The organism is Lysinibacillus sp. DFXJR4, from assembly GCF_057196045.1.
Genome location: NZ_JBXUNW010000001.1, coordinates 192,847 through 215,751 on the forward strand (window position 1 = coordinate 192,847; position 22,905 = coordinate 215,751).

Here is a 22,905-nt window from a genome sequence, read left to right on the forward strand (position 1 = left end):
TCTGATAGTTTGAAAAATCTGTTTTAGTACACGAAGTAGAAGAAAATGTCATAACAAGAGAGAAAATTCGAACAAAAGACAAAGTGTAGACTTTATCAGAATCTTTCGTTAGAATAGATTATGTTAGTAAAACAATTTTATGCAAATGTTTGATGGGAGGATGTATTATGAATATCCATGAATATCAAGGGAAAGAGATTCTGAGAAAGTATGGTGTAGCTGTACCAAATGGAAAAGTAGCTTTTTCCCCTGATGAGGCAGTGAAAGTAGCGAAGGAACTTGGCTCTAATGTAACGGTAGTCAAGGCGCAAATTCATGCAGGTGGACGCGGTAAGGCGGGCGGTGTAAAAATCGCTAAAAACCTTGACGAGGTGCGTACGTACGCAAAGGAATTACTAGGTAAAATTTTAGTGACTCATCAAACAGGTCCTGAAGGAAAAGAAGTAAAACGCTTATATATTGAAGAGGGTTCTGATATTCAAAAAGAGTACTATTTAAGTTTAGTATTAGACCGCGCAACATCCCGTGTGACAATGATGGGATCTGAAGAGGGCGGCATGGATATTGAAGAGGTAGCGGAAGCACATCCAGAAAAAATCTTCAAAGAAGTGGTAGATCCAGTCGTTGGATTAACAGGCTTCCAAGCACGTCGTATGGCGTTTAATATGAATATTCCAGCAAACCTTGTAGGGAAAGCTGTTAAATTAATGTTAGGCTTATATCAAGCATTTATCGATAAGGATGCTTCAATTGTCGAAATCAATCCACTTGTTGTAACTGGTCAAGGAGATGTTTTAGCTTTAGATGCTAAATTTAATTTCGATGCAAATGCATTATATCGTCATAAAGATATTGTCGAATTACGCGACTTTGATGAAGAGGATGCAAAGGAAATCGAAGCATCTAAATATGATCTTAGTTATATTTCACTAGATGGCAACATTGGCTGTATGGTTAATGGTGCTGGACTTGCTATGGCTACAATGGACACAATTAGCTATTACGGCGGAAGCCCCGCTAACTTCCTTGATGTAGGGGGCGGTGCAACAGCTGAAAAAGTAACAGAAGCTTTCAAAATTATCCTTTCTGATCCTCACGTAAAAGGCATTTTCGTGAACATTTTTGGCGGAATTATGAAATGTAACATTATCGCTGAAGGTGTGGTAACAGCTGCTAAAGAAATTGGCTTAGCTGTGCCATTAGTTGTACGTTTAGAAGGTACAAATGTAGAACTTGGAAAAGAAATTTTAAATGCATCTGGTTTAAACATCGTTGCAGCGGATTCAATGGCTGACGGTGCACAAAAAATTGTGGGACTAGTAGGCTAAGGAAGGCAGGGAGAATAATGGCTGTATTTATTAATAAAGATACGAAGGTAATTGTACAAGGGATTACAGGCGAAACAGCGCTTTTCCATACAAAACAAATGCTTGAGTACGGTACTAAAATCGTAGCAGGTGTAACACCAGGTAAAGGTGGTCTTGAAATCGAAGGAGTACCTGTATTCAATACAGTAGCAGAAGCAGTAGCTGCAACAGGTGCAACTACATCAGTTATTTATGTACCAGCTCCATTTGCTGCGGATGCAATTCTAGAAGCTGTAGATGCTGAATTAGAATTAACAATCTGTATAACAGAACATATACCTGTCCTTGATATGGTAAAGGTTAAACGTTATATGGAAGGTAAAAAAACTCGCCTTGTAGGACCAAACTGTCCAGGAGTTATTACAGCAGATGAATGTAAAATTGGTATCATGCCTGGCTATATTCATACAAAAGGACATGTAGGAGTAGTTTCTCGCTCTGGAACATTAACATATGAGGCCGTTCACCAATTAACACAAGAGGGTATTGGTCAAACTACAGCTGTTGGTATTGGTGGAGACCCTGTCAATGGTACAAACTTTATCGATGTATTAGAAGCTTTCAATAATGACCCAGAAACATATGCAGTCGTGATGATTGGGGAAATCGGTGGTACTGCTGAAGAGGAAGCTGCTGAATGGATTAAAGCAAATATGACGAAACCTGTCGTTGGCTTTATCGGTGGACAAACTGCACCCCCAGGAAAACGTATGGGCCATGCTGGTGCTATTATTTCTGGTGGTAAAGGTACAGCCGCTGAAAAAATCAAGGCTATGAATGCTGCTGGTATTGAAGTAGCTGAAACGCCATCTGTCATTGGTGAAACACTTATTAAAGTAATTAAAGAAAAAGGGCTATACGAAAAGTGTAAAACCCATTAAAATGGAAGATGTAGCACATTGTGGCTACATCTTTTTCTTTTACTTTAATTGGACTTAAATTAAAGTACTTCTCCTGCCTTGCTCAAAAGATTGCGGTCATTTATCTTTCTTCTATTATTAAAGGGAGGTTTTTAAATGATCTTTTCAGTCGATACACAAAGATTACTAGCTTTGCATTATATTTACCCGTTACCACTTCAAAAACTTCAGCAATTACTGTCTCCAGTAGATCTATTAAGTTATTTTGAAGAAGCAACCCCTAATGAGCTCGCAAATGCATTGCAAATATCATCGCACAAAGCCTTGCAAATTTCTCGAAGCTTTCGACAAATTATGACATGGTCGTTTGAAGAGGCATATGATCGTTCCCATATTTTCCCCATACCTTTTCATCATCCTTTTTATCCAGCGCAATTATTTGAAATCTCCAGCCCACCTACTGTATTGTATGTGAAAGGTCAGTATTTGCAATTAATGAAAGGAAAACAAGTGGCTATAATAGGCTCTAGAAAGGCTACAGCTTATACAAAAACCGCGATGGACTTAATTGTCCCACCTCTCGTTGAACACGGGTATACGATAGTGAGCGGGCTTGCAAGAGGTGCAGATACGATGGCTCATGAGGCAACTATAAAAGTTGGTGGACAGACAATTGCAGTGCTTGGTCATGGTTTTAATTATATATATCCAAAGGAAAACAAAGCCTTAGCAGATAGTATGGCGGAGCATCATTTATTAGTTACGGAGTATCCACCTTACATGAAGCCGGAGAAATGGCATTTTCCTATGCGTAACCGTATCATTAGTGGCTTGTCCCAAGCATTAGTTGTCACAGAAGCTTCATTAAGAAGTGGTACGCTTATTACAACGGAATGCGCACTGGAGCAGGGAAAAGATGTATTTGTTGTGCCAGGTCCAATTGATGCTGAGCAATCAAAAGGGACGAATAGATTACTGGTAGAAGGAGCTATTCCAGTATGTAATGGTCATGAAATCGTTGCATCACTTGCACTCTTTTCTAACAAAAATTGAAAAAAAGTTGCATTATCTTAAAATCTGTTATACATTTTGCAACAGGTAACTTAAAAAATTAGCAATAGACCTCGCTAAGGGGGAGACATAGATGGCGGATTATTTAGTGATTGTAGAATCACCAGCAAAAGCAAAAACAATTGAACGTTATTTAGGAAAAAAATATAAAGTAAAAGCGTCAATCGGACATGTTCGTGACTTACCACGTAGTCAGATGGGCGTTAGTGCTGAAAATAACTTTGAACCTAAATATATTACTATTCGTGGTAAAGGGCCTGTTTTACAGGAATTAAAGACTGCAGCAAAAAAAGTGAAGAAAGTCTATCTAGCGGCCGATCCAGACCGCGAGGGAGAAGCGATTGCTTGGCACCTTGCGACTGCGTTAAATATCGATATTCATTCAGATTGTCGTGTTGTGTTTAACGAAATAACAAAAGATGCAATTATTGAATCTTTTAAAAACCCACGTCCTATTAATATGGATCTTGTGGATGCACAGCAAACAAGACGTATATTGGACAGACTTGTCGGCTATAACATTAGTCCAATTCTTTGGAAAAAGGTTAAAAAGGGATTATCAGCAGGACGCGTTCAATCTGTAGCACTGCGCATGATTATTGATCGTGAAAATGAAATTAAAAATTTCCAACCTGAAGAGTATTGGACAATTGAGGGCTCTTTTGAGAAGGGGAAAAAAACGTTTGATGCACTTTACTATGGTAATGGCAAAGAAAAAATTAAATTAACAAATGAAGAACAGGTAAAGGCTATATTAAAAGATGTAAAGGGTACTGATTTTAATGTAGTTAATGTTTCAAAGAAAGAGCGTAAACGAAATGCTGCACCAGCCTTTACGACATCTTCATTACAGCAAGAAGCGGCACGTAAGTTAAATTTCCGTGCGAAGAAGACAATGATGTTGGCACAACAATTATATGAAGGAATTGATATTGGTAAAAAAGAGGGAACTGTCGGTTTAATTACCTATATGCGTACTGATTCAACTCGTATTTCAGATACTGCAAAAACGGAAGCGATTGCATATATTGAATCGAAATACGGAAAAGAATATATCTCAACAGATACGAAGCAGGCAAAAAAAGCATCAAATGCACAGGATGCCCATGAGGCGATTCGTCCAACTAGCACAATGCGTTCTCCAGATGAATTAAAAGCAGTTCTAAGCCGTGATCAATTACGTTTATATCGTTTAATTTGGGAACGCTTTATCGCAAGCCAGATGGCGCCAGCTATACTTGATACAGTTGCTGTAGACCTTCAAAATGGTGATGTTTTATTCCGTGCAAATGGCTCACAAGTTAAATTTGCAGGCTTTATGAAGCTATATATTGAAGGTACTGATGATCAGACAGAGGAAACTACAAAGCTTCTACCTGAAATGGAAGTTGGCGATCAAGTAAAATCTCTTGAAATCGAGCCAAAGCAACATTTTACTCAGCCACCACCACGTTATTCAGAGGCGCGTCTTGTAAAAACAATGGAAGAGCTAGGTATAGGGCGCCCATCCACATATGCACCGACCCTCGATACAATTCAGCGCCGTGGCTATGTCGTGTTAGATGCAAAGCGATTTATGCCAACAGAGCTAGGAGAAATCGTGCACCAACTCGTACTAGAATTTTTCCCAGATATCATAAACATCGAATTCACAGCACAAATGGAGCAAGATTTAGATGATATTGAAGAAGGTAGTCGGCAATGGAAAAATGTTGTAGAAGAGTTTTATAAAGATTTTGAGGTTCATGTAAAATATGCAGATGAGGCGATGGAAAAGGTCGTTATAAAAGATGAGCCGGCTGGCGAAGATTGTGAGCTTTGTGGGTCACCAATGGTCTTTAAACTAGGAAGATATGGGAAATTTATGGCTTGTTCAAACTTCCCGGATTGTCGCAATACTAAAGCGATTATGAAGCCAATTGGCGTAAAATGTCCTTCGTGCGAAACTGGTGAGATTGTAGAGCGTAAAAGTAAAACAAAGCGTTTATTCTATGGCTGTAATCAGTACCCTGAGTGTGAATTTGTTTCATGGGACAAGCCAATTAGTAGACCATGTCCAAAATGTAGTGCATTATTAGTAGAGAAAAAAATTAAAAAAGGTGTACAAATTCAGTGTACGAAATGTGACTATGAAGAAGCACCAACTCAATGATAGAAAGATGGTAAGCACATGACAGAACAAGTAGTAAATGTAATAGGAGCGGGCCTTGCAGGAAGCGAAGCGGCTTGGCAAATTGCCAAACGTGGTGTGAAAGTTAAACTTTATGAAATGCGTCCAGTAAAGCAAACACCAGCTCACCATACCGATAAATTTGCAGAGCTTGTATGTTCAAATTCTTTGCGTGCGAATGGTTTAACAAATGCTGTAGGCGTTATTAAAGAAGAAATGCGTATGCTAGATTCTGTTATCTTAAAGGCGGCAGACCAATGTTCAGTCCCTGCTGGGGGTGCATTAGCAGTAGACCGTCACGAATTTGCTGGATATGTGACAGAGACGGTGAAAAACCATCCGCTTGTGGAAGTTATTCATGAAGAGGTCACAGAAATTCCGGAAGGTATAACAGTTATTGCAACAGGACCTTTAACATCAAAAGCCTTAGCTGAAAAAATTCAAGGCTTAACAGGATTAGATTATCTTTATTTTTATGATGCAGCTGCACCTATCATCGAAAAAGATAGTATAGATATGGATAAAGTATATTTAAAATCCCGTTATGATAAAGGGGAGGCAGCCTATTTAAACTGTCCTATGACAAAGGAAGAGTTTGATCGTTTCCGCCAAGCATTAATTGAAGCGGAAGTTGTACCTTTGAAAGAATTTGAAAAGGAAATTTACTTTGAGGGCTGTATGCCAATTGAAGTAATGGCAGCTCGTGGGGAGAAAACAATGTTATTTGGACCGATGAAACCAGTAGGTCTTGAAGATCCGAAGACAGGTAAGCGCCCATATGCAGTTGTCCAATTACGCCAAGATGATGCTGCGGGTACTCTTTATAATATTGTTGGCTTCCAAACACATTTAAAATGGGGACCACAGAAAGAAGTACTGCAGCTAATTCCTGGGTTAGAAAATGTGGAAATCGTTCGTTATGGTGTCATGCATAGAAATACCTTTATTAATTCACCGAAGGTATTAGAGAAAACTTATCAACTTCGTGAACAAAAAAATATTTTCTTTGCTGGTCAAATGACAGGTGTTGAAGGGTATGTTGAGTCAGCTGGTAGTGGACTAATTGCAGGGATTAATGCAGCTCGTTTAGCATTGGGGCAGGAACCAATTATTTTCCCATTCGAAACAGCATTAGGCAGTATGGCGCGTTATATAACAGAAGCGCAAGCGAAAAACTTCCAACCGATGAATGTTAACTTTGGAATTTTCCCTGAATTGCCACCAGGCCGTCGTTCCAAACCAGAGCGTGCTGAGATGCATGCTAACCGTGCAATAAGCACAATTTGTAATTTTGTGAATTCACAAACAATTTAATTGCAATAAGCCTCTAAAAGTTGTTATACTCTTAGAGGCTTTTGTTTTTTTGTAGACAAAATGCTGATTAACACGTATTTTATTATTTTGTATGGAGATTTTCTCAAAATATAACCATTATCACTTGCTATATTATGTAGATAGGTATAGTGTCAGTATGTATGTTTGTTAACGATAGGTAACTGATAAGCTTATCCATTTAAATTGTAAGTGTTCGTCATTTGAGAAGATTATTAATAATTCATTGGTGGTGAATCTTTTCATGTTAGTTTCGTCCCAAGATGCACTTGAACAGTTCATGCTTTACATCCAGGTAGAAAAGAACTTCTCTGTTCATACGGTGCGAGAATATGAATCAGACCTACTAGATTTTTTAACCTTTTTACAGGCAGAGGGTGTCAACGATTTAGCTAGTGTTGAGTATATACATGCACGTCTTTATGTAACAAAGTTGTACGATGAAAAAAGAGCAAGATCTTCAGTATCTAGAAAAATATCTTCCATACGCTCCTTTTTTCGTTTTCTAAATAGACAATTCGGCATAGATGATGGAGCATTTCGTTCACTTTATCATCCGAAAAAAGAAGCACGTTTACCAAGTTTTTTCTACGAAGAGGAATTAATGCAGCTATTTGATGCAAATACTGGTGATGATTTGAAATCAATCAGAAATATGGCTATATTAGAGCTGTTATATGCGACAGGAATTCGTGTGAGTGAACTTACTTCAATTCAAGTGAAGGATGTAGATTTTCATTATTCAATTATTCGAGTAATGGGAAAAGGACGAAAAGAGCGTATTATTCCATTCGGTCAGTTTGCGAGTTTAGCGATGCAGGATTACATAGAGCAAGCTCGTCCACGATTGATGAAAAAAACAAGTCATCAGCAATTGTTTGTCAACATGCGTGGTGGGGAACTTACTCCTAGAGGGGTACGTCATATTTTAACAGAAATGATTGACAAAGCCTCACTCCATACGAAAATATATCCTCATATGCTTCGTCATACTTTTGCTACACATTTATTGAATAATGGCGCAGATTTACGTACGGTGCAGGAATTATTAGGCCATGCACATTTATCTTCTACGCAGGTTTACACACATGTAACGAAAGAGCATCTTCGTCAAACATATATGAATGCTCATCCAAGGGCATAATAAAGCTAAGGAGGAAGACGAATGGGACAAATTCATGCGACAACGATATTTGCAGTTCATCATAATGGAGGCTGCGCAATGGCTGGTGATGGTCAAGTGACCTTAGGGAATGCAGTTGTGATGAAAGGTACGGCTAGGAAGGTCAGACGTCTGTTTAATGGGCAAGTCCTTGCTGGTTTTGCTGGATCAGTTGCCGATGCCTTTACACTTTTTGAAATGTTTGAAGGAAAGTTAAATGAATACAATGGTAATTTACAACGTGCAGCCGTAGAAGTTGCGAAGCAATGGCGTGGTGATAAAATGCTGCGCCAGTTGGAGGCAATGCTCCTTGTAATGGATAAAAACACACTTCTTCTTGTTTCTGGTACTGGAGAAGTTATTGAACCTGATGATGGTATATTAGCCATTGGTTCTGGTGGAAACTATGCATTATCTGCTGGCCGAGCACTGAAAAAATATGCGGGTGAAACAATGTCTGCTCGTGAAATTGCTGAAGCAGCACTCGAAACTGCTGCTGAAATATGTGTATTTACGAATCATAATATTATCGTGGAGGCGCTGAGCTAATGACGCAAAATAATTTAACGCCAAGACAAATTACTGAGCATCTGGACCGTTATATTGTAGGACAAAATGAAGCGAAGCGAGCAGTTGCTATTGCCTTACGTAATCGTTATCGCCGCTCGTTGTTAAATGATGACATGAAGGCAGAGGTTATTCCAAAAAATATCTTAATGATAGGGCCAACAGGTGTCGGAAAAACAGAAATTGCAAGAAGAATTGCAAAGTTAACGAATGCACCATTTGTCAAAGTGGAAGCAACAAAATTTACAGAAGTAGGCTATGTTGGACGTGACGTAGAGTCTATGGTACGTGATGTTGTAGAAGCTTCTCATCGACTTGTAAAAGAAGAGATGATGGAGTCTGTGAAAGACCAGGCGGAAGAATTAGCGAATGAGGCAATTGTTAAATTATTGGTTCCCTCCTTGCGAAAAAAACAATCGATGCAAAATCCTTTCGAAATGCTGTTTGGTGGCAAAGATCAGCAGTCAACTGATGAAAACTCATCTGAAGAGACTGAGGTACGTTCAAAACGTGCACAAATCGCGATTGATTTACGTAATGGTAAATTAGAAAACGAGTGGATTACTATTGAAGTAACAGAGCAAAGTCCTTCTATTTTTGATGCATTACAAGGAACCGGTATGGATATGTCTGCTAATAATGGTATGCAAGATATGCTATCTAGCCTGATGCCTAAAAAAACGAAAAAACGTAGAGTCCAAGTCAAGGATGCGCGACGCATTTTAACAATTGAGGAAGCGAACAAACTTATAGATGCAGATGAAGTTGCTCAAGAAGCTATAGTAAGAGCGGAGCAATCAGGCATTATCTTCATTGATGAGATTGATAAAATTGCTAGTAAAGAAAGTAACTCTTCTGCGAATGTATCTCGAGAAGGTGTACAGCGTGATATACTGCCAATCGTTGAGGGATCTACAGTTACAACAAAGTATGGCGCTGTGAAAACGGACTATATGCTCTTTGTTGCTGCAGGAGCATTCCATATGTCAAAGCCATCCGATTTAATTCCTGAACTACAGGGGCGTTTCCCAATTCGGGTAGAACTTGAAAAATTAACGAAGCAAGATTTTGTCCGTATTTTGCAAGAACCAGATCAATCGCTTATTTTGCAGTATAAGGCATTATTAGAAACAGAAGGTGTAGAGATTAACTTTACGGAAGATGCCATTGAACGTATTGCCGAAATTGCAACTGAGGTCAATCAAGAAACGGATAATATTGGAGCACGACGTTTGCATACGATTTTAGAGCGCTTGCTAGAGGAATTATCGTTTGAGGCATCAGAGATTGCACCAGCAAATATTCCGATCACTGCCGCATATGTTGATCAAAAACTAGCGGGTATAGTAAAAAACAAAGATTTGTCACAGTTTATATTGTAAGATAAAGCTGAATAGTACCATTCAGTTGTAAAAACCTTTAGAATAGTAAGAAAATACTCTTTGGACCATTTATAGGAGGAACATATAATGAATTTATTAGAAAAGACACGTAAAATTAACTCAATGCTTCAAGCATCTGCTGGTAAACCGGTAAACTTTAAGGAAATGGCTGACACGCTTGGTGATATTATAGATAGCAATGTTTACATTGTGAGCCGTAAAGGAAAGCTTTTAGGCATCTCCATCCATCAGCAAATAGAAAATGAGCGAATGAAGAAGATGTTTGAAGAGCGTCAATTCCCTGAAGAGTATACACATAGCTTGTTTACAATTTCAGAAACATCATCAAATCTAGATATAAATAATGAGCATACTGCTTTCCCGGTAGAAAACAAAGAGTTATTCCAAAATGCGCTAACAACTATTGTGCCAATCGTAGGTGGTGGAGAACGTCTTGGAACATTAATTCTTGCACGTTTATCTGCACAATTTGAGGATGATGATTTAATTTTAGCTGAATATGGTGCAACAGTAGTTGGCATGGAAATTTTACGTGAAAAATCAGAAGAAATTGAAGAAGAAGCTCGTAGTCGTGCAGTTGTACAAATGGCGATTAATTCACTTTCTTACAGTGAGCTAGAGGCCATTGAACACATCTTTGAAGAACTTGATGGTAACGAAGGGTTACTAGTTGCTTCAAAAATTGCAGACCGAGTAGGAATTACACGTTCGGTGATTGTAAACGCATTACGTAAACTAGAATCAGCAGGTGTTATCGAATCTCGCTCTCTAGGGATGAAAGGTACTTATATTAAAGTGCTAAATGATAAGTTTTTAAATGCATTAGCAGAAATTAAAATGAAATAAGCTAACATTTCCTTGCGTTTTTTAAGGAACTGTAAAAGGTATCTGGAGTAGTTATCCAGATACCTTTTTTGAAATTTTAAGAAATACTAGTAGCGATGATTGCGCACAATACTTCCTTCATCCTCTATAGATAGCCCAAAATTCTTCCATACCTCAGCAGTTTATAAAGGGGGCCTTTTCAAGATAGCTTGGATAAATCCAAACACAGTTACGCTGGGGCGTAAATAATAATGAAATAAATCTTTGTGAAAGTTTTTGTCTTTTAAATGTGGGTAATTTTCGTTTTCCTGAGGGGATCAAGCGCAATTAGGAATGTATGATCGTTTCAAAAGGCAATATATATCTTCATAACATTTACACTTTTTTGTTACTAATAGTATAAAAATAAAGGCTGATTTTAATTTATTTGTCATATAGCAACTAAGCGGTTTAATCCAATCTATTTAGTGGTTGACATAGTAAAAATGGACTTGGAATTTGGATCTAAGTCAATGACGAAAAAGCGAAAAAAAGGAAATATTCAATAAAGAAACCGTAAACACTGTCGAAATAGTGTAAAATGACTAGAAGTAACTTGAAACTCTTTGAACGCAGATGGATCAAGGGGTTCGGGAGTTTTGTTACGGTTAACGGCAAGAAAAAATAGGGCGTATCTACTATTAAAAAATGACAAAAGACAATAGACACTACGTATCATCTTAATTACAATTGTATTATTGGATAAATTAAGAAATACATAGAATTGAAATAAAAATGAGGTGAATGGTTTTGAACTTATTTGGAGGAACTATTAGTAGCCTGGAAAACGGACTTTCCTATGCAACTTTAAATCATAAAACAATTGCCAATAATATTGCAAATGTTGATACGCCGAATTATAAGGCGAAAAGTGTTAGCTTTAAGGATATGTTAGAAGAAGAAAAACAAATATCAATTTCAGCATATCGTACCGATAGCAGACATTATGATTTTTCGATTCGTCAATCTACACCTGGTGTGAATAATATTGATGGCCTACGATATCGAAATAATGGTAATGGTGTTGATATGGATGCTGAACAGGCGAAATTAGCAGAAAATCAAATTTATTATAATGCTTTAATTGACCGTGTTAATGGTAAATTAAATACATTAAATATTGTTATAAAAGGAGGTAAGTAATAAATGTCTATTTTTTATGGAATGAATACCACTGCCTCAGCTTTAACAGCACAGCGTTTACGAATGGATGTCATTTCTTCGAATATGGCTAATATGGATACTGCGCGTGCTAGACAAGTAAATGGAGAGTGGGAGCCCTACCGCCGTAAGTCAGTAACATTTACAGCTCAAGAGAGTCAGTTTTCAAAATTTTTTAATGTTGCTCTAGGCAAAAACGCAAAAAGCGGCGTCGGCAACGGCGTAAAAGTAACACAAATAAAAGAAGATAGAGAAACACCTTTCAAACTTGTGTATGATCCAACTCATCCAGATGCAAACGCAGATGGCTATGTAAACATGCCAAATGTGGATCCATTAAGGGAAATGGTAGATTTAATGTCAGCTACTCGTTCTTATGAGGCAAACGTAACTGTATTTAATGCAAATAAATCTATGCTGACAAAGGCTTTAGAGATTGGTAAATAACTAAGAAGAAAGGAAGATACATAATGACAATTTCGTCCGTTTCACTAATGACACCAACCCAGGTTGTAAATCAAACAAATAAACTCCAGACGACACCTTATGAAGCACAGCAAAACTTTGCGAACTCTTTAAAAGAAGCAATAGCAAAAGTGAATGATCAGCAAATTACTTCTGATAATTTTACACAAAAGCTAATTACTGGTGGAGATGTAGAGTTGCATGAGGTGATGATTGCATCACAAAAAGCAAGCATTACATTAAATGCAACAATTGAAGTTCGCAATAAGGTGATTGAAGCTTACCAAGAAATAATGCGAATGAGTGTCTAGCTTTATCGACTAGTTGAACAGATCGATAAAGATTATATCCCCAAAAAGCTTGTTAATGGGGATATCACTGTTTTCGCGAATTATTGATGGTTAGGTTATTCACTATAACCGGAGGATTCATAATGAATGAACGATTGACGAAAATAAAAAACGACACCAGCCAATTTTGGACAAGTCGTAGTAAAAAACAAAAGATTGTAATGATTGGATCCGTCATCGGAGTAATAGCACTAGCAACAGTTATTACAATTTTTGCTACAAAGACTACATACGTACCTCTCTATAAAGATTTATCGACAAGAGAAATAGGGCAAGTAAAGGAAGCGTTGGATTCTCAAGGGGTTAAATATGAAATTGCCCCAGGTGGAACATCGATTTTAGTCCCAGAGGAACAAGTGGATTCCCTATTAGTACAATTAGCTTCAGAGGGATATCCGCAAACAGGTACAATTGATTATTCATTTGCGAACAGCTCTGGATTTGGTATGACAGATAATGAGTTTAATCTATTGAAAAAGGCAGCAACTGAAACAGAAATTGCTAAGCTCATTAAAAATCTTGAGGGTGTAAAAGATGCAAAAGTGATGATAAATGTACCTGAAAAGGGAGTATTCTTAAAAGAAGCTAACTTAGAAGAAGCCACTGCATCTATTGTTTTGAATACTGATCCAGGTTATAAATTTACAGAGCAGCAAATTTCAACAATGTATAATTTAGTAGCAAAAAGTGTTCCGAACTTAAATACGGATAATATTGTAATTTCCAACCAATTTTCTGAGTACTTTGATTTGAATGCTGCCACTGCTGATGGAGCTTCCACAACAACAGCTGAAGGTCAATTACAGGCAAAGAAATTGGTGGAGCGTGACCTGCAGCGTCAAGTGCAAAATATGCTTGGTACACTGATGGGGCAGGATAAAGTTATTGTTTCTGTAACAACAGATATTGATTTCAAAAAAGAAAATCGAGAAGAAAGCCTAGTTACGCCAGTTGATGAAGAGAATATGGCTGGAATTGCTATTAGTGCACAGCGCATTACAGAACAATATTCTGGTACTGGAGCCGCAGCCACTGGTACACCTGAAGCAGAAACAACAACAGATAATTTCACAACTTATAATGAAGGTGCAATGGGGAACGGGGATTATGAACGTACAGAGGAAACGATTAATAATGACGTAAACCGTATCCGTAAAGATATTCAAGAGGCACCTTATAAAATTCAAGATATTGGTATCCAGGTAATTGTAGAGCCACCAACAGCGACAGATGCAGCTTCATTACCTGATGGGGTTCGAGAAGATATTGAGAAAATTTTAAGTACTATTGTTCGTACAACGATTTCTAAGGATGTTGCAGCAGAGCTTACTCAAGAGCAAATTAATGAAAAAGTGGCTGTTTCAGTACAACCTTTAAATGGGAAAGCAACAGATGTAGCTGAAGAAACGCCTGTTATTCCATGGTGGGTTTGGGTCATTGGCGGTATCCTATTAGCTGTTATCCTATTGCTGGCATTCTTCATTATCCGCTCACGTAAACGTGCGAAGGAAGAAGAGGAACTTAGCATCCTAGAAGAACAAGAAGAACTAATGATTGATGATATAAATGAAGAAATTGAAACGGAAGCTACAATGCGTCGTAAGCAGCTTGAAAAAATGGCAAAAGAAAAGCCAGACGATTTTGCAAAGTTACTGCGTAGTTGGATTGCTGAAGACTAACTAGGAGGTTCGGCTGTGTCCAAGAAAGATAAGGAATTAACCGGAAAACAAAAGGCCGCTCTCTTGTTAATTTCGTTGGGGCCTGAGGTTTCAGCTTCTGTCTATAAACATTTAACAGAGGAAGAAATTGAACGCTTAACATTAGAAATTTCAAGTGTTAAAAAGGTAGAAGCAAACGTTAAAGAGGAGATTATAGAGGAATTTCATAATATTGCTCTTGCACAAGACTATATTACACAAGGCGGTATTGGCTATGCAAAAACAGTATTGGAGAAAGCACTTGGTGTTGAACAAGCACAAACAATTATTAATCGTCTAACATCTTCATTACAGGTGCGTCCATTTGACTTTGCGCGTAGAGCTGATCCTGCACAAATTTTTAACTTTATCCAAAACGAGCATCCACAAACGATTGCCCTTATTCTATCTTATTTAGAAGCAGGGCAAGCTGGTGTGATTCTATCTTCATTACCACAAGAAGTACAGGCTGATATTGCTAAACGTATAGCGGTCATGGAATCAACATCGCCAGAAGTTATTAGCGAAATTGAGTCTGTCTTAGAGCGTAAATTATCGTCAACGGTTACACAAGATTACACAGAGACTGGTGGTATTGATGCAGTCGTTGAGGTATTAAACGGTGTAGATCGACAAACAGAAAAAACGATTTTGGATGCACTCGAAATTCAAGATCCAGAGCTTGCAGAGGAAATCAAAAAACGCATGTTTGTATTCGAGGATATTGTTACACTCGACAATCGTTCGATTCAGCGTGTTATTCGTGATTGTGAAAATGAAGACTTACTACTATCCATGAAAGTTTCAAGCGAAGAAGTCAAGGATATTATTTTCCGCAATATGTCACAACGTATGGCTGAAACCTTTAAAGAAGAAATGGAAATTATGGGACCTGTACGTTTACGTGATGTAGAGGAAGCACAATCTCGAATTGTTGCGGTAATTCGTCGCTTAGAGGATGCTGGTGAGATTATTATTGCACGTGGTGGAGGAGATGACGTCATTGTCTAGAATCATCCGTTCTATCTATACAGAGTCCAATGGCGATAATGTTAAAACGATAAAAATTCGTGATATGTTTGAAATACCCGAAATTGAAGGGGAAGAAACACCATTACAGAAACAAATTACGATTGAAGAAATTCTTGAAGAGCGAGACCGTATATTGACAGAGGCGAGAGCCGGATTGCAGGCAGAACGTGAAGCTTTTGAACAGGAGAAGCAAATGTTCTTTCAGGAAATTGAGCAACTAAAGCGTAACTGGGAAGAAGAACGTCCTAATCGTGTGCAAGAGGCTTATGATGAAGGATTTGGTCAGGGATATGAGGATGGGACGAACAAAGCTAATGAAGCGATGATGCAATCCCTCCAAACGGCCAATGAGGTTATCATCCATGCAAAGGAAAATGCAAGGAAATATATTGAGGATCAAGAAGAAGTCATATTAGAGCTGGGCTTAACAGCAGCAGAACGAATTATTGATGCATCCTTGGAGCGTGAAAATGAACTATTTGTTTCTATCGTTCGCAGAGGACTTAAAGAAGCAAGAGAAATGAAAGAAATAAAAATTTATGTTTCACCGACCTATTATGCATTAATTACTGCTAATCGTGATGAATTAGCTGAAATGTTCCCAACTGATGTCCCATTCATGATTTTTGTTAATGAAGATTTAGAACATGAAACGGATTGCTTTATCGAAACAAATCATGGCCGAATTGTTGTTAGCATTGATGAACAATTGAATGAATTAAGATTAAAACTTTATGAAATATTAGAAAGTAAGGAATGATCTAGATGAAAACGGCTCAATTAATCGAACAAATTCCTCATATATCAACCTTTAAAAAGTTTGGTAGGGTTACTCGAGTTGTCGGCTTAATGATTGAGTCGCAAGGTCCAGATAGTTCCATAGGCGATGTTTGTAAAATTCATGTGGAAACTTCAAAAAACGGTCATCAAATTATACTAGCAGAGGTGGTTGGTTTTAAGGATGAAATAGTCATCTTAATGCCCTTTACCTCTCTGCGAGAAATTTCCATTGGATGCTTAGTTGAAGGGACTGGGGCACCACTTGAAGTAAAAGTAGGACCCGAGCTGATTGGTAAAGTATTAGATTCGATGGGGAATCCTATCGATGGAACAGTGTTACCAAAGGGATTATTATCAGTTCCGACTGAGCAGGATCCACCAAATCCTCTGACACGTCCACCGATAAATGAAAGACTTGAAGTGGGCGTAAAGGCAATAGATGGTATGTTAACAGTCGGAAATGGTCAGCGTGTTGGTATTTTTGCTGGATCAGGCGTGGGGAAAAGTACCTTGCTTGGTATGATTGCTCGAAATACACAAGCTGATTTAAATGTTATTGCACTAATTGGAGAACGTGGTCGTGAAGTACGTGAGTTTATAGAACGTGACTTAGGATCTGAAGGATTAAAACGTTCAATCGTTGTTGCTGCCACATCTGACCAACCCGCACTCATGCGTATTAAAGGTGCCTTTACCGCAACGGCGATTGCAGAGTATTTTAGAAACCGTGGTTTGAATGTTATGTTGATGATGGACTCCGTCACTCGTGTTGCGATGGCACAGCGTGAGATTGGGCTTGCAACTGGCGAACCACCAGCTCAAAAAGGCTATACGCCATCAGTGTTTGCCATTTTACCTAAACTATTAGAGCGTACAGGAACAAATGAAAATGGTTCTATTACAGCCTTCTACACAGTATTAGTAGATGGGGACGATATGAATGAGCCAATTGCAGATACTGTACGAGGAATTTTAGATGGTCATATTGTTCTTGATCGGAACCTTGCCAATAAAGGTCAATATCCTGCAATCAATGTATTAAAAAGCGTTAGCCGTTTGATGAATCATGTGGCAGAGCCAGAGCATAAAAAGGCAGCGGAACGATTAAGGGAGCTTTATTATACATATGACAAGTCAGAGGATTTAATCAATATCGGTGCATATAAACGTGGTACCTCACAAGAAATAGATGAGGCTATATACTATGAGCCTCTAATTACAGCTTATCTTAAGCAAGGCTATTTAGATAAAGTGACACTTCTTGAAAGTATGAATGAGTTAATTACATTATCGAACGGTGGAGGGAAATAAATGGTGAATTATATATATCGTTTTGAAAAAGTGTTAACCATTCGTGAACAAGAAAAAAATGAAACGGAAATAGCTTATAAAGAATCTGTTCGTTCTTTTGAAGAAATAGCAACTAGGCTGTATGAGCTGTTGAAAAAGAAAGAGGATTTAATTGACTTTCAACAAGAGCGCTTAGCTGTTGGCTCATCTATAGAGGAGATTCATCATTATGCGAGATTTATTGATAGCCTCGAAAAAACAATTGTAGATGTACAACAGAAGGTAGTGCAAGCACGTTCAAAAATGAATTGGTACGAAGAAAAACTGTTAGAAAAAAACTTGGAAGTACGTAAATTTGAAAAAATGCGAGAAAAGGATTTTAAGTTATTCAAGCAAGAGCAAGATCGGATTGAAGGCATTTTCTTAGACGAAATTTCAACCCTTACGTATAACAAGAGAGAAATCAGGTGATTTCATGGCGAAAAAGGAAAATCGACTTTCAATGGAATTAGCAGAGCAACAACCAAAACGTAAATCAGGAGGCTTTCGAAAGTTTTTCACCTGGTTTGTCATACCTATTATGTTTGTGGTAGCCGTGTTACTTGTTGTAGCAACGCTAATGAATACGAATGTCTTTGATTTAGGAAAGAAAGCTTTTGAAAGCTTGCCATTTGTTCCTTCAGAAGAACAACAGGCAAAAGATGCAGTCGTTAACAACGATTCAAAACTTGTAAATCTACAAGCTGAAATAAAAGAAAAAGAAGCTGAAATTGCACAGCTACAAAAGAAATTGGATACTACAGCGTCTGAAAAGGAAAAATTATTGACAGAAAAAGAGCAGCTCCAATTTGAAATTGAAAAACTAAATAGAGAACAAAATGATTCGAAGCGAGATTTTAATGATATTTTAATAACATTCGATAAAATGTCTCCTAAAGCTGCAGCACCAGTATTAATCAAAATGAGTGATGCTGAAGCGCTTCGTATATTAACAAATTTAAAGCCAGATAAATTAGCAGCTATTTTAGAAAAAATGAGCCCCGAGAATGCTGCTAAATATACAGAAATGATGGCTAAACAATAAAACATGAAGGGAGGTGAAAAAGATGGATGTAGCAATGATGCAAATGATATCCAAAGCAATGCCACCTAAAACAGCGGCTACTGCTACAAATGGTGGTTCTGATGTTAAAGCTAGTGGAGGGACAAAAAATGATAATTTATCTGCCTTTGGATCAGTTTTTGGACAAATTATGTCTGCTTCAAATCAAACAACTCAGCCTGCACAACCAACAGCAACAGGAGAGATTCATCAATTAGCAGCTGTTCTAAATGCTGAATCAATTGAGGAAGTACTTGACTTACTAGATATTCCACATGATGATGGTCTGTTAATGCTTCAAATTGGTGAAGATGGTAAAGCTGTTGCAATGGATGAAATGCTCAATCTTGAGAATTTAATGAGCGCTTTAGGCATTGATTCTGAACAGCTTCAAAAATTAGTACAGAAGTTGCTAGGTGAGGATAAAGAAGCAAAGGATGTTTGGGAGCTTTTAGCATTAGTAGATGTTCAGGCACCTGTACTACAGGCACAAGTAGTTACTGCTTTACAGGGTGAGGGACAGGTTACACCAAAAGAGGCCACACAATTACTTCAAGTTTTAAAATTAGCACAATTAGTTGGACAAAAAACAGATTTAACAGCTCCACAAGAAGATTTACTAACAAATGTTAAAAGCCTTTTAACAGTGCTACAAACGAATGTAGAGACGATTCAAGCTACACCACAGGTAACAACAAAAACAACTGTAACTCTTCCATTGCAGGGCTTTCAACAAGTGGTTCAGCAGGTTCAGGTAACAAAGCAGACTGACACAAGCGCCAATGAAATGGTAACGGCTAATACAGTTCAAACAAAAGCTGATACATTCCAAGTGACGTTGCCAGCAGCAAAACCTGCCCAATCTGAGGCATTAATAAAAGAGATGCAAGCTATCATGAATAAAGCCCAAATTTCCAATGTGCAGGGAATTACACGTTTAACATTAAAATTATATCCTGAGAATTTAGGAACAATTCGAATTGAACTAGTGCAAAATGATGGAGTTCTTACAGCTCGACTACTTGCTTCAACAGCACATGGACGAGAATTACTGGATAGTCAAGCACATCAGTTAAAGCAAGCATTTGTTCAGCAGAATATCCAAATTGAGCGTCTAGATATTGCTCAATCCCTACAAGACGCAGACCGTCAACAAAGAGATCAAAGCTTCTTTAGTAATTTCTTTAAGCAGCAACAGCAAGAAGAGCAGGAGCAAAGCACCGAAGATGACGATGAAGGCAAGTCCTTTAATGACTATTTAATAAGTGAGGAGGTGTAAGCATGGCAGATGCAACAACAAAAACTGTAAATAATACAATAACGGATGATTTATACTATTCTAATTATCAAAAACCAACAAGGCAAACCGGAAATAGCGAACTTGGTAAAGATGCCTTTCTACAATTATTAATTACGCAGTTACAACATCAGGATCCAACAAATCCAATGGATGACCGAGAATTTATCTCTCAAATGGCTCAGTTCTCCTCGTTAGAGCAAATGCAAAATATGACAAAAGCAATGGAGTCATTACTTGCTTCACAGCAACAAACACAACTTATGAATTATTCAACATTTATAGGTAAGGAAATAAAGTGGCATGAAATAACGGACCAAAAGGATGAAAAAGGAGATTTTGTTGTCAATGAAGGAACAGGGATTATCGAATCACTTAAATTTGTTGATAACACTGTAGTCTTCAAATTAACGGATGGAAAAGAAATTACTCCTGGTAATATCTCAGCTATATTGAATGGTTCAACATCAAATTCAAACGGTAATAATTCAGTTACAGAATCGCCACTTGTACAAGCAAGCAAATTGATTGGTAAACATGTTACGTATAAAGATGGAGAACAAGAACTGCAAGGACGTATCGTTTCTGTTTCGAATAAAGATGGTGTTATCCAATATATATTAGACAATGAGAAAAGGTTAACAGATAAGGATTTTACAGTAATAAGCGAATAAAGGTGGAGAATAATAATGATGGATAAATTTTCAATTCATCGTGTACCATTGCATCCATCTATTCGCCAAGCACAGCCCTCGCCAATAAAATCACAGCAATCGTTCCAAGCTCATTTACAGGAGGCTACCAAACAACAAGAACTAAAAGTGAGCAAACATGCGCAAGAACGTATTATGGAGCGTAAAATAGCGATTTCTGATCAGGAATGGCAGGTTGTATCAGACAAGGTATTTGAGGCACATTCAAAAGGTGTCAAACAACCATTAGTCTTGATGGATCAAGCAGCTTTAATTGTCAGTGCTAAAAATGCTACTGTCATTACAGCAATGGATCGCACGGAGGCAAAGCAACAATTATTTACAAATATTGATGGCACCATTGTGCTTTAAAGGCTGGACCTTAATTGGAAGCCTAGTGTGCTGAATGATAGACGCACACAATTTAAAATGAAGGGAGAACGGCATTTATGTTACGTTCTATGTATTCAGGTATTTCAGGTCTTAAAAACTTCCAAACTAAATTAGATGTTATTGGAAATAATATCGCTAATGTTAACACGCATGGCTTTAAAAAAGGTCGTGTGGTATTTAAAGATCTTATGTCCCAAACAACATCAGGAGCTTCTTCGCCAACTGCTACTCGTGGGGGAACGAATCCAATTCAAATTGGTCTTGGTTCAACACTTGCTACAATAGATACAGTTCATGGCTCTGGATCACGTCAAAATACATTTAGGGGACTTGACCTTGCCATTCAGGGTGAAGGATTCTTTATGGTAGCTGATGGAACTGCACCAAATGATGAAGGAGTTATTGAAGAAACTGGTGAAGACGCATTCAGCAATATTTTATATACTCGTGCAGGGAATTTTTATATGGATGAAAACGGGTATATTGTTAACTCAGAAGGAAAATATTTAGTTGGTGTAAGAGCAACGGATTATTCTGTAGACGCAAATAATGATAACGGTGTTGTGTTAGACGACAAGCCAGATGTATCTGGTACAGACGGTGAGAATTTAATGGTGGATGGTGTACTAACACCCAATGAAGGTGATATAGGAACTATTCGAATTCCGACAACTGCCCAATCATTTAGTATTGGTAATGATGGTTCAATTACTTATATTGATTTTAATGGACAGCCAAAATTTGCAGGTCAAATTATTATGGCTAAATTCCCAAATGCCGGGGGATTAGAGAAAGTTGGTAGTAATTATTTCCAAGCTACAACGAACTCTGGTGCACCATATGCTCAAGTAGCAACAGTAGCTGGAATGGGAACAATTGCTCCGGGAGCTTTAGAAATGTCTAACGTTGATTTATCTGAAGAATTTACAGAGATGATTGTTGCACAACGTGGCTTCCAGGCAAATACTCGTATCATTACAACATCTGATGAAATACTTCAAGAGCTAGTAAACTTAAAACGATAGGCTAAAATAATTTTAGTGTTGCATGTTTTATTTGTTAAGAAATACCTGGTAATGCATATATTACTAGAATATGAATAAAGCATTCAGGTTATCAAAACATAATTTCATATGAGGGAGGGTCGGGCCGGCTCTCACGCTAGACCCGGCCCTATTTCAATGATTGAACTAACACGTCTAAATGGCAAAGCATTTACATTGAATGCTTTATACATAGAAACGGTCGAATCTTTTCCAGATACGACCATAACATTAACGACTGGAACCAAAATCATTGTTTTACAGAGTGAAGATGAGGTGCGACAAAAGGTAAATGCCTTTTATAAAAATATACAAATACTATCAAACCCGCATCTACGAGGTGAAGAAGATGAAGAATAACAAAATGTTGACGATGATTATTATCGTACTAGTAGCAATCATACTTATCGGGGGTATTGCGGTTGTATTGCTAACCCAATTTAATAAGCCAGCTGGATCACTTGAACCATCGATTGATGACATCGTAAAAGCTTCTGTAGAGGTTCCGGAAATAACGACAAATCTTGCTGATAACAGAGTCGTACGTTTTTCGTTAACAATTCAAACATCCAGTAAAGATGCAGCAGAAGAATTAACGAAACGTACATTCCAAGTGAAAAATATTGTTATTCAGGAGCTTTCCGAAATGGAGCAAAAGGATTTAGAAGGTAAGCAAGGTAAACAAGTTTTCCAAAAGTCATTAAAAACACGAATAAATGAATTGATGCAAGAGGGAGAAGTTCAGGAGATTTATTTCACCTCCTTTATCACTTCTCCATAAAACGAAAAACTGCTTGAAATGGAGGT

The 22,905-nt window shown here is 37.8% G+C and carries 24 protein-coding genes; all 24 read left to right on the plus strand.

What is annotated here, in order from left to right; all coding sequences use genetic code 11:
* Positions 1-167: 167 nt before the first annotated feature.
* Complete coding sequence (gene sucC / locus AC2CGN_RS00905) at positions 168-1,328, plus strand: ADP-forming succinate--CoA ligase subunit beta (protein WP_283871147.1); 1,161 nt, start codon at positions 168-170, stop codon at positions 1,326-1,328.
* A 17-nt stretch (positions 1,329-1,345) separates the two neighbouring features.
* Positions 1,346-2,248, plus strand: coding sequence for a succinate--CoA ligase subunit alpha (sucD, locus tag AC2CGN_RS00910; protein WP_283871148.1), 903 nt, complete (start codon positions 1,346-1,348; stop codon positions 2,246-2,248).
* 135 nt (positions 2,249-2,383) lie between these two features.
* The gene (dprA, locus tag AC2CGN_RS00915; protein ID WP_484511604.1) at positions 2,384-3,280 is read left to right on the plus strand and encodes a DNA-processing protein DprA; all 897 of its coding nucleotides are present in this window, start codon (positions 2,384-2,386) and stop codon (positions 3,278-3,280) included.
* Positions 3,281-3,371: 91 nt separating this feature from the next.
* On the plus strand, positions 3,372-5,450 hold the full coding sequence (topA, locus tag AC2CGN_RS00920; protein ID WP_429980607.1) for a type I DNA topoisomerase: 2,079 nt from the start codon (positions 3,372-3,374) through the stop codon (positions 5,448-5,450).
* Between the two features lie 18 nt (positions 5,451-5,468).
* Positions 5,469-6,782, plus strand: a complete 1,314-nt coding sequence (trmFO, locus tag AC2CGN_RS00925) for an FADH(2)-oxidizing methylenetetrahydrofolate--tRNA-(uracil(54)-C(5))-methyltransferase TrmFO (RefSeq protein WP_286926850.1) — start codon at positions 5,469-5,471, stop codon at positions 6,780-6,782.
* A 262-nt stretch (positions 6,783-7,044) separates the two neighbouring features.
* A complete protein-coding gene (xerC, locus tag AC2CGN_RS00930) occupies positions 7,045-7,944 on the plus strand; it encodes a tyrosine recombinase XerC (RefSeq protein ID WP_429980608.1) in 900 nt (299 codons plus the stop codon).
* Positions 7,945-7,965: 21 nt separating this feature from the next.
* Positions 7,966-8,511: an ATP-dependent protease subunit HslV gene (hslV, locus tag AC2CGN_RS00935; protein WP_286926848.1), complete on the plus strand. Its 546-nt coding sequence runs from the start codon at positions 7,966-7,968 to the stop codon at positions 8,509-8,511.
* Positions 8,511-9,911 (plus strand): ATP-dependent protease ATPase subunit HslU, encoded by a 1,401-nt coding sequence (gene hslU, locus AC2CGN_RS00940; RefSeq protein WP_429980609.1) that lies wholly within the window; start codon positions 8,511-8,513, stop codon positions 9,909-9,911. Before hslV ends, hslU begins: the two co-directional genes overlap by 1 nt.
* Before the next feature lie 87 nt (positions 9,912-9,998).
* Positions 9,999-10,778: a GTP-sensing pleiotropic transcriptional regulator CodY gene (gene codY, locus AC2CGN_RS00945; protein ID WP_283871157.1), complete on the plus strand. Its 780-nt coding sequence runs from the start codon at positions 9,999-10,001 to the stop codon at positions 10,776-10,778.
* A 768-nt stretch (positions 10,779-11,546) separates the two neighbouring features.
* Positions 11,547-11,939 (plus strand): flagellar basal body rod protein FlgB, encoded by a 393-nt coding sequence (flgB, locus tag AC2CGN_RS00950; RefSeq protein WP_054770629.1) that lies wholly within the window; start codon positions 11,547-11,549, stop codon positions 11,937-11,939.
* Positions 11,940-11,942: 3 nt separating this feature from the next.
* Positions 11,943-12,404: a flagellar basal body rod protein FlgC gene (gene flgC, locus AC2CGN_RS00955; RefSeq protein WP_286926845.1), complete on the plus strand. Its 462-nt coding sequence runs from the start codon at positions 11,943-11,945 to the stop codon at positions 12,402-12,404.
* Positions 12,405-12,427: 23 nt separating this feature from the next.
* Positions 12,428-12,733 (plus strand): flagellar hook-basal body complex protein FliE, encoded by a 306-nt coding sequence (gene fliE, locus AC2CGN_RS00960; protein ID WP_054770630.1) that lies wholly within the window; start codon positions 12,428-12,430, stop codon positions 12,731-12,733.
* A gap of 122 nt (positions 12,734-12,855) precedes the next feature.
* Positions 12,856-14,451, plus strand: coding sequence for a flagellar basal-body MS-ring/collar protein FliF (fliF, locus tag AC2CGN_RS00965; protein ID WP_286926844.1), 1,596 nt, complete (start codon positions 12,856-12,858; stop codon positions 14,449-14,451).
* A 15-nt stretch (positions 14,452-14,466) separates the two neighbouring features.
* Complete coding sequence (fliG, locus tag AC2CGN_RS00970; protein WP_053594207.1) at positions 14,467-15,480, plus strand: flagellar motor switch protein FliG; 1,014 nt, start codon at positions 14,467-14,469, stop codon at positions 15,478-15,480.
* Positions 15,473-16,261 (plus strand): flagellar assembly protein FliH, encoded by a 789-nt coding sequence (gene fliH, locus AC2CGN_RS00975; protein WP_429980612.1) that lies wholly within the window; start codon positions 15,473-15,475, stop codon positions 16,259-16,261. Before fliG ends, fliH begins: the two co-directional genes overlap by 8 nt.
* A gap of 5 nt (positions 16,262-16,266) precedes the next feature.
* Positions 16,267-17,592: a flagellar protein export ATPase FliI gene (gene fliI, locus AC2CGN_RS00980; RefSeq protein WP_283871162.1), complete on the plus strand. Its 1,326-nt coding sequence runs from the start codon at positions 16,267-16,269 to the stop codon at positions 17,590-17,592.
* Positions 17,593-18,042, plus strand: a complete 450-nt coding sequence (gene fliJ, locus AC2CGN_RS00985; protein WP_429980613.1) for a flagellar export protein FliJ — start codon at positions 17,593-17,595, stop codon at positions 18,040-18,042.
* A 4-nt stretch (positions 18,043-18,046) separates the two neighbouring features.
* Positions 18,047-18,655 (plus strand): MotE family protein, encoded by a 609-nt coding sequence (locus AC2CGN_RS00990; protein ID WP_429984538.1) that lies wholly within the window; start codon positions 18,047-18,049, stop codon positions 18,653-18,655.
* A 22-nt stretch (positions 18,656-18,677) separates the two neighbouring features.
* Positions 18,678-19,952 (plus strand): flagellar hook-length control protein FliK, encoded by a 1,275-nt coding sequence (locus tag AC2CGN_RS00995; protein WP_484511610.1) that lies wholly within the window; start codon positions 18,678-18,680, stop codon positions 19,950-19,952.
* Positions 19,953-19,954: 2 nt separating this feature from the next.
* Complete coding sequence (gene flgD / locus AC2CGN_RS01000) at positions 19,955-20,644, plus strand: flagellar hook assembly protein FlgD (protein ID WP_429984540.1); 690 nt, start codon at positions 19,955-19,957, stop codon at positions 20,642-20,644.
* Between the two features lie 18 nt (positions 20,645-20,662).
* On the plus strand, positions 20,663-21,034 hold the full coding sequence (locus AC2CGN_RS01005; RefSeq protein ID WP_286926839.1) for a TIGR02530 family flagellar biosynthesis protein: 372 nt from the start codon (positions 20,663-20,665) through the stop codon (positions 21,032-21,034).
* A gap of 77 nt (positions 21,035-21,111) precedes the next feature.
* Positions 21,112-22,080: a flagellar basal body rod protein FlgG gene (gene flgG, locus AC2CGN_RS01010; RefSeq protein ID WP_429984541.1), complete on the plus strand. Its 969-nt coding sequence runs from the start codon at positions 21,112-21,114 to the stop codon at positions 22,078-22,080.
* A 156-nt stretch (positions 22,081-22,236) separates the two neighbouring features.
* Entirely contained in the window at positions 22,237-22,458 is a 222-nt protein-coding gene (locus AC2CGN_RS01015; protein ID WP_283871168.1) for a flagellar FlbD family protein, read from the plus strand.
* Positions 22,448-22,879 (plus strand): flagellar basal body-associated protein FliL, encoded by a 432-nt coding sequence (gene fliL / locus AC2CGN_RS01020; protein ID WP_286926838.1) that lies wholly within the window; start codon positions 22,448-22,450, stop codon positions 22,877-22,879. The genes AC2CGN_RS01015 and fliL overlap by 11 nt, the downstream gene beginning before the upstream one ends.
* The last annotated feature ends 26 nt before the right edge of the window (positions 22,880-22,905 follow it).

Bases quoted from the DNA above. Each gene is read 5' to 3' on its own strand.
- sucC (WP_283871147.1), top strand. From the start codon at position 168: ATGAATATCCATGAATATCAAGGGAAAGAGATTCTGAGAAAGTATGGT.
- sucD (WP_283871148.1), top strand. From the start codon at position 1,346: ATGGCTGTATTTATTAATAAAGATACGAAGGTAATTGTACAAGGGATT.
- dprA (WP_484511604.1), top strand. From the start codon at position 2,384: ATGATCTTTTCAGTCGATACACAAAGATTACTAGCTTTGCATTATATT.
- topA (WP_429980607.1), top strand. From the start codon at position 3,372: ATGGCGGATTATTTAGTGATTGTAGAATCACCAGCAAAAGCAAAAACA.
- trmFO (WP_286926850.1), top strand. From the start codon at position 5,469: ATGACAGAACAAGTAGTAAATGTAATAGGAGCGGGCCTTGCAGGAAGC.
- xerC (WP_429980608.1), top strand. From the start codon at position 7,045: ATGTTAGTTTCGTCCCAAGATGCACTTGAACAGTTCATGCTTTACATC.
- hslV (WP_286926848.1), top strand. From the start codon at position 7,966: ATGGGACAAATTCATGCGACAACGATATTTGCAGTTCATCATAATGGA.
- hslU (WP_429980609.1), top strand. From the start codon at position 8,511: ATGACGCAAAATAATTTAACGCCAAGACAAATTACTGAGCATCTGGAC.
- codY (WP_283871157.1), top strand. From the start codon at position 9,999: ATGAATTTATTAGAAAAGACACGTAAAATTAACTCAATGCTTCAAGCA.
- flgC (WP_286926845.1), top strand. From the start codon at position 11,943: ATGTCTATTTTTTATGGAATGAATACCACTGCCTCAGCTTTAACAGCA.
- fliE (WP_054770630.1), top strand. From the start codon at position 12,428: ATGACAATTTCGTCCGTTTCACTAATGACACCAACCCAGGTTGTAAAT.
- fliF (WP_286926844.1), top strand. From the start codon at position 12,856: ATGAATGAACGATTGACGAAAATAAAAAACGACACCAGCCAATTTTGG.
- fliI (WP_283871162.1), top strand. From the start codon at position 16,267: ATGAAAACGGCTCAATTAATCGAACAAATTCCTCATATATCAACCTTT.
- fliJ (WP_429980613.1), top strand. From the start codon at position 17,593: ATGGTGAATTATATATATCGTTTTGAAAAAGTGTTAACCATTCGTGAA.
- AC2CGN_RS00990 (WP_429984538.1), top strand. From the start codon at position 18,047: ATGGCGAAAAAGGAAAATCGACTTTCAATGGAATTAGCAGAGCAACAA.
- AC2CGN_RS00995 (WP_484511610.1), top strand. From the start codon at position 18,678: ATGGATGTAGCAATGATGCAAATGATATCCAAAGCAATGCCACCTAAA.
- flgD (WP_429984540.1), top strand. From the start codon at position 19,955: ATGGCAGATGCAACAACAAAAACTGTAAATAATACAATAACGGATGAT.
- AC2CGN_RS01005 (WP_286926839.1), top strand. From the start codon at position 20,663: ATGGATAAATTTTCAATTCATCGTGTACCATTGCATCCATCTATTCGC.
- flgG (WP_429984541.1), top strand. From the start codon at position 21,112: ATGTTACGTTCTATGTATTCAGGTATTTCAGGTCTTAAAAACTTCCAA.
- AC2CGN_RS01015 (WP_283871168.1), top strand. From the start codon at position 22,237: ATGATTGAACTAACACGTCTAAATGGCAAAGCATTTACATTGAATGCT.
- fliL (WP_286926838.1), top strand. From the start codon at position 22,448: ATGAAGAATAACAAAATGTTGACGATGATTATTATCGTACTAGTAGCA.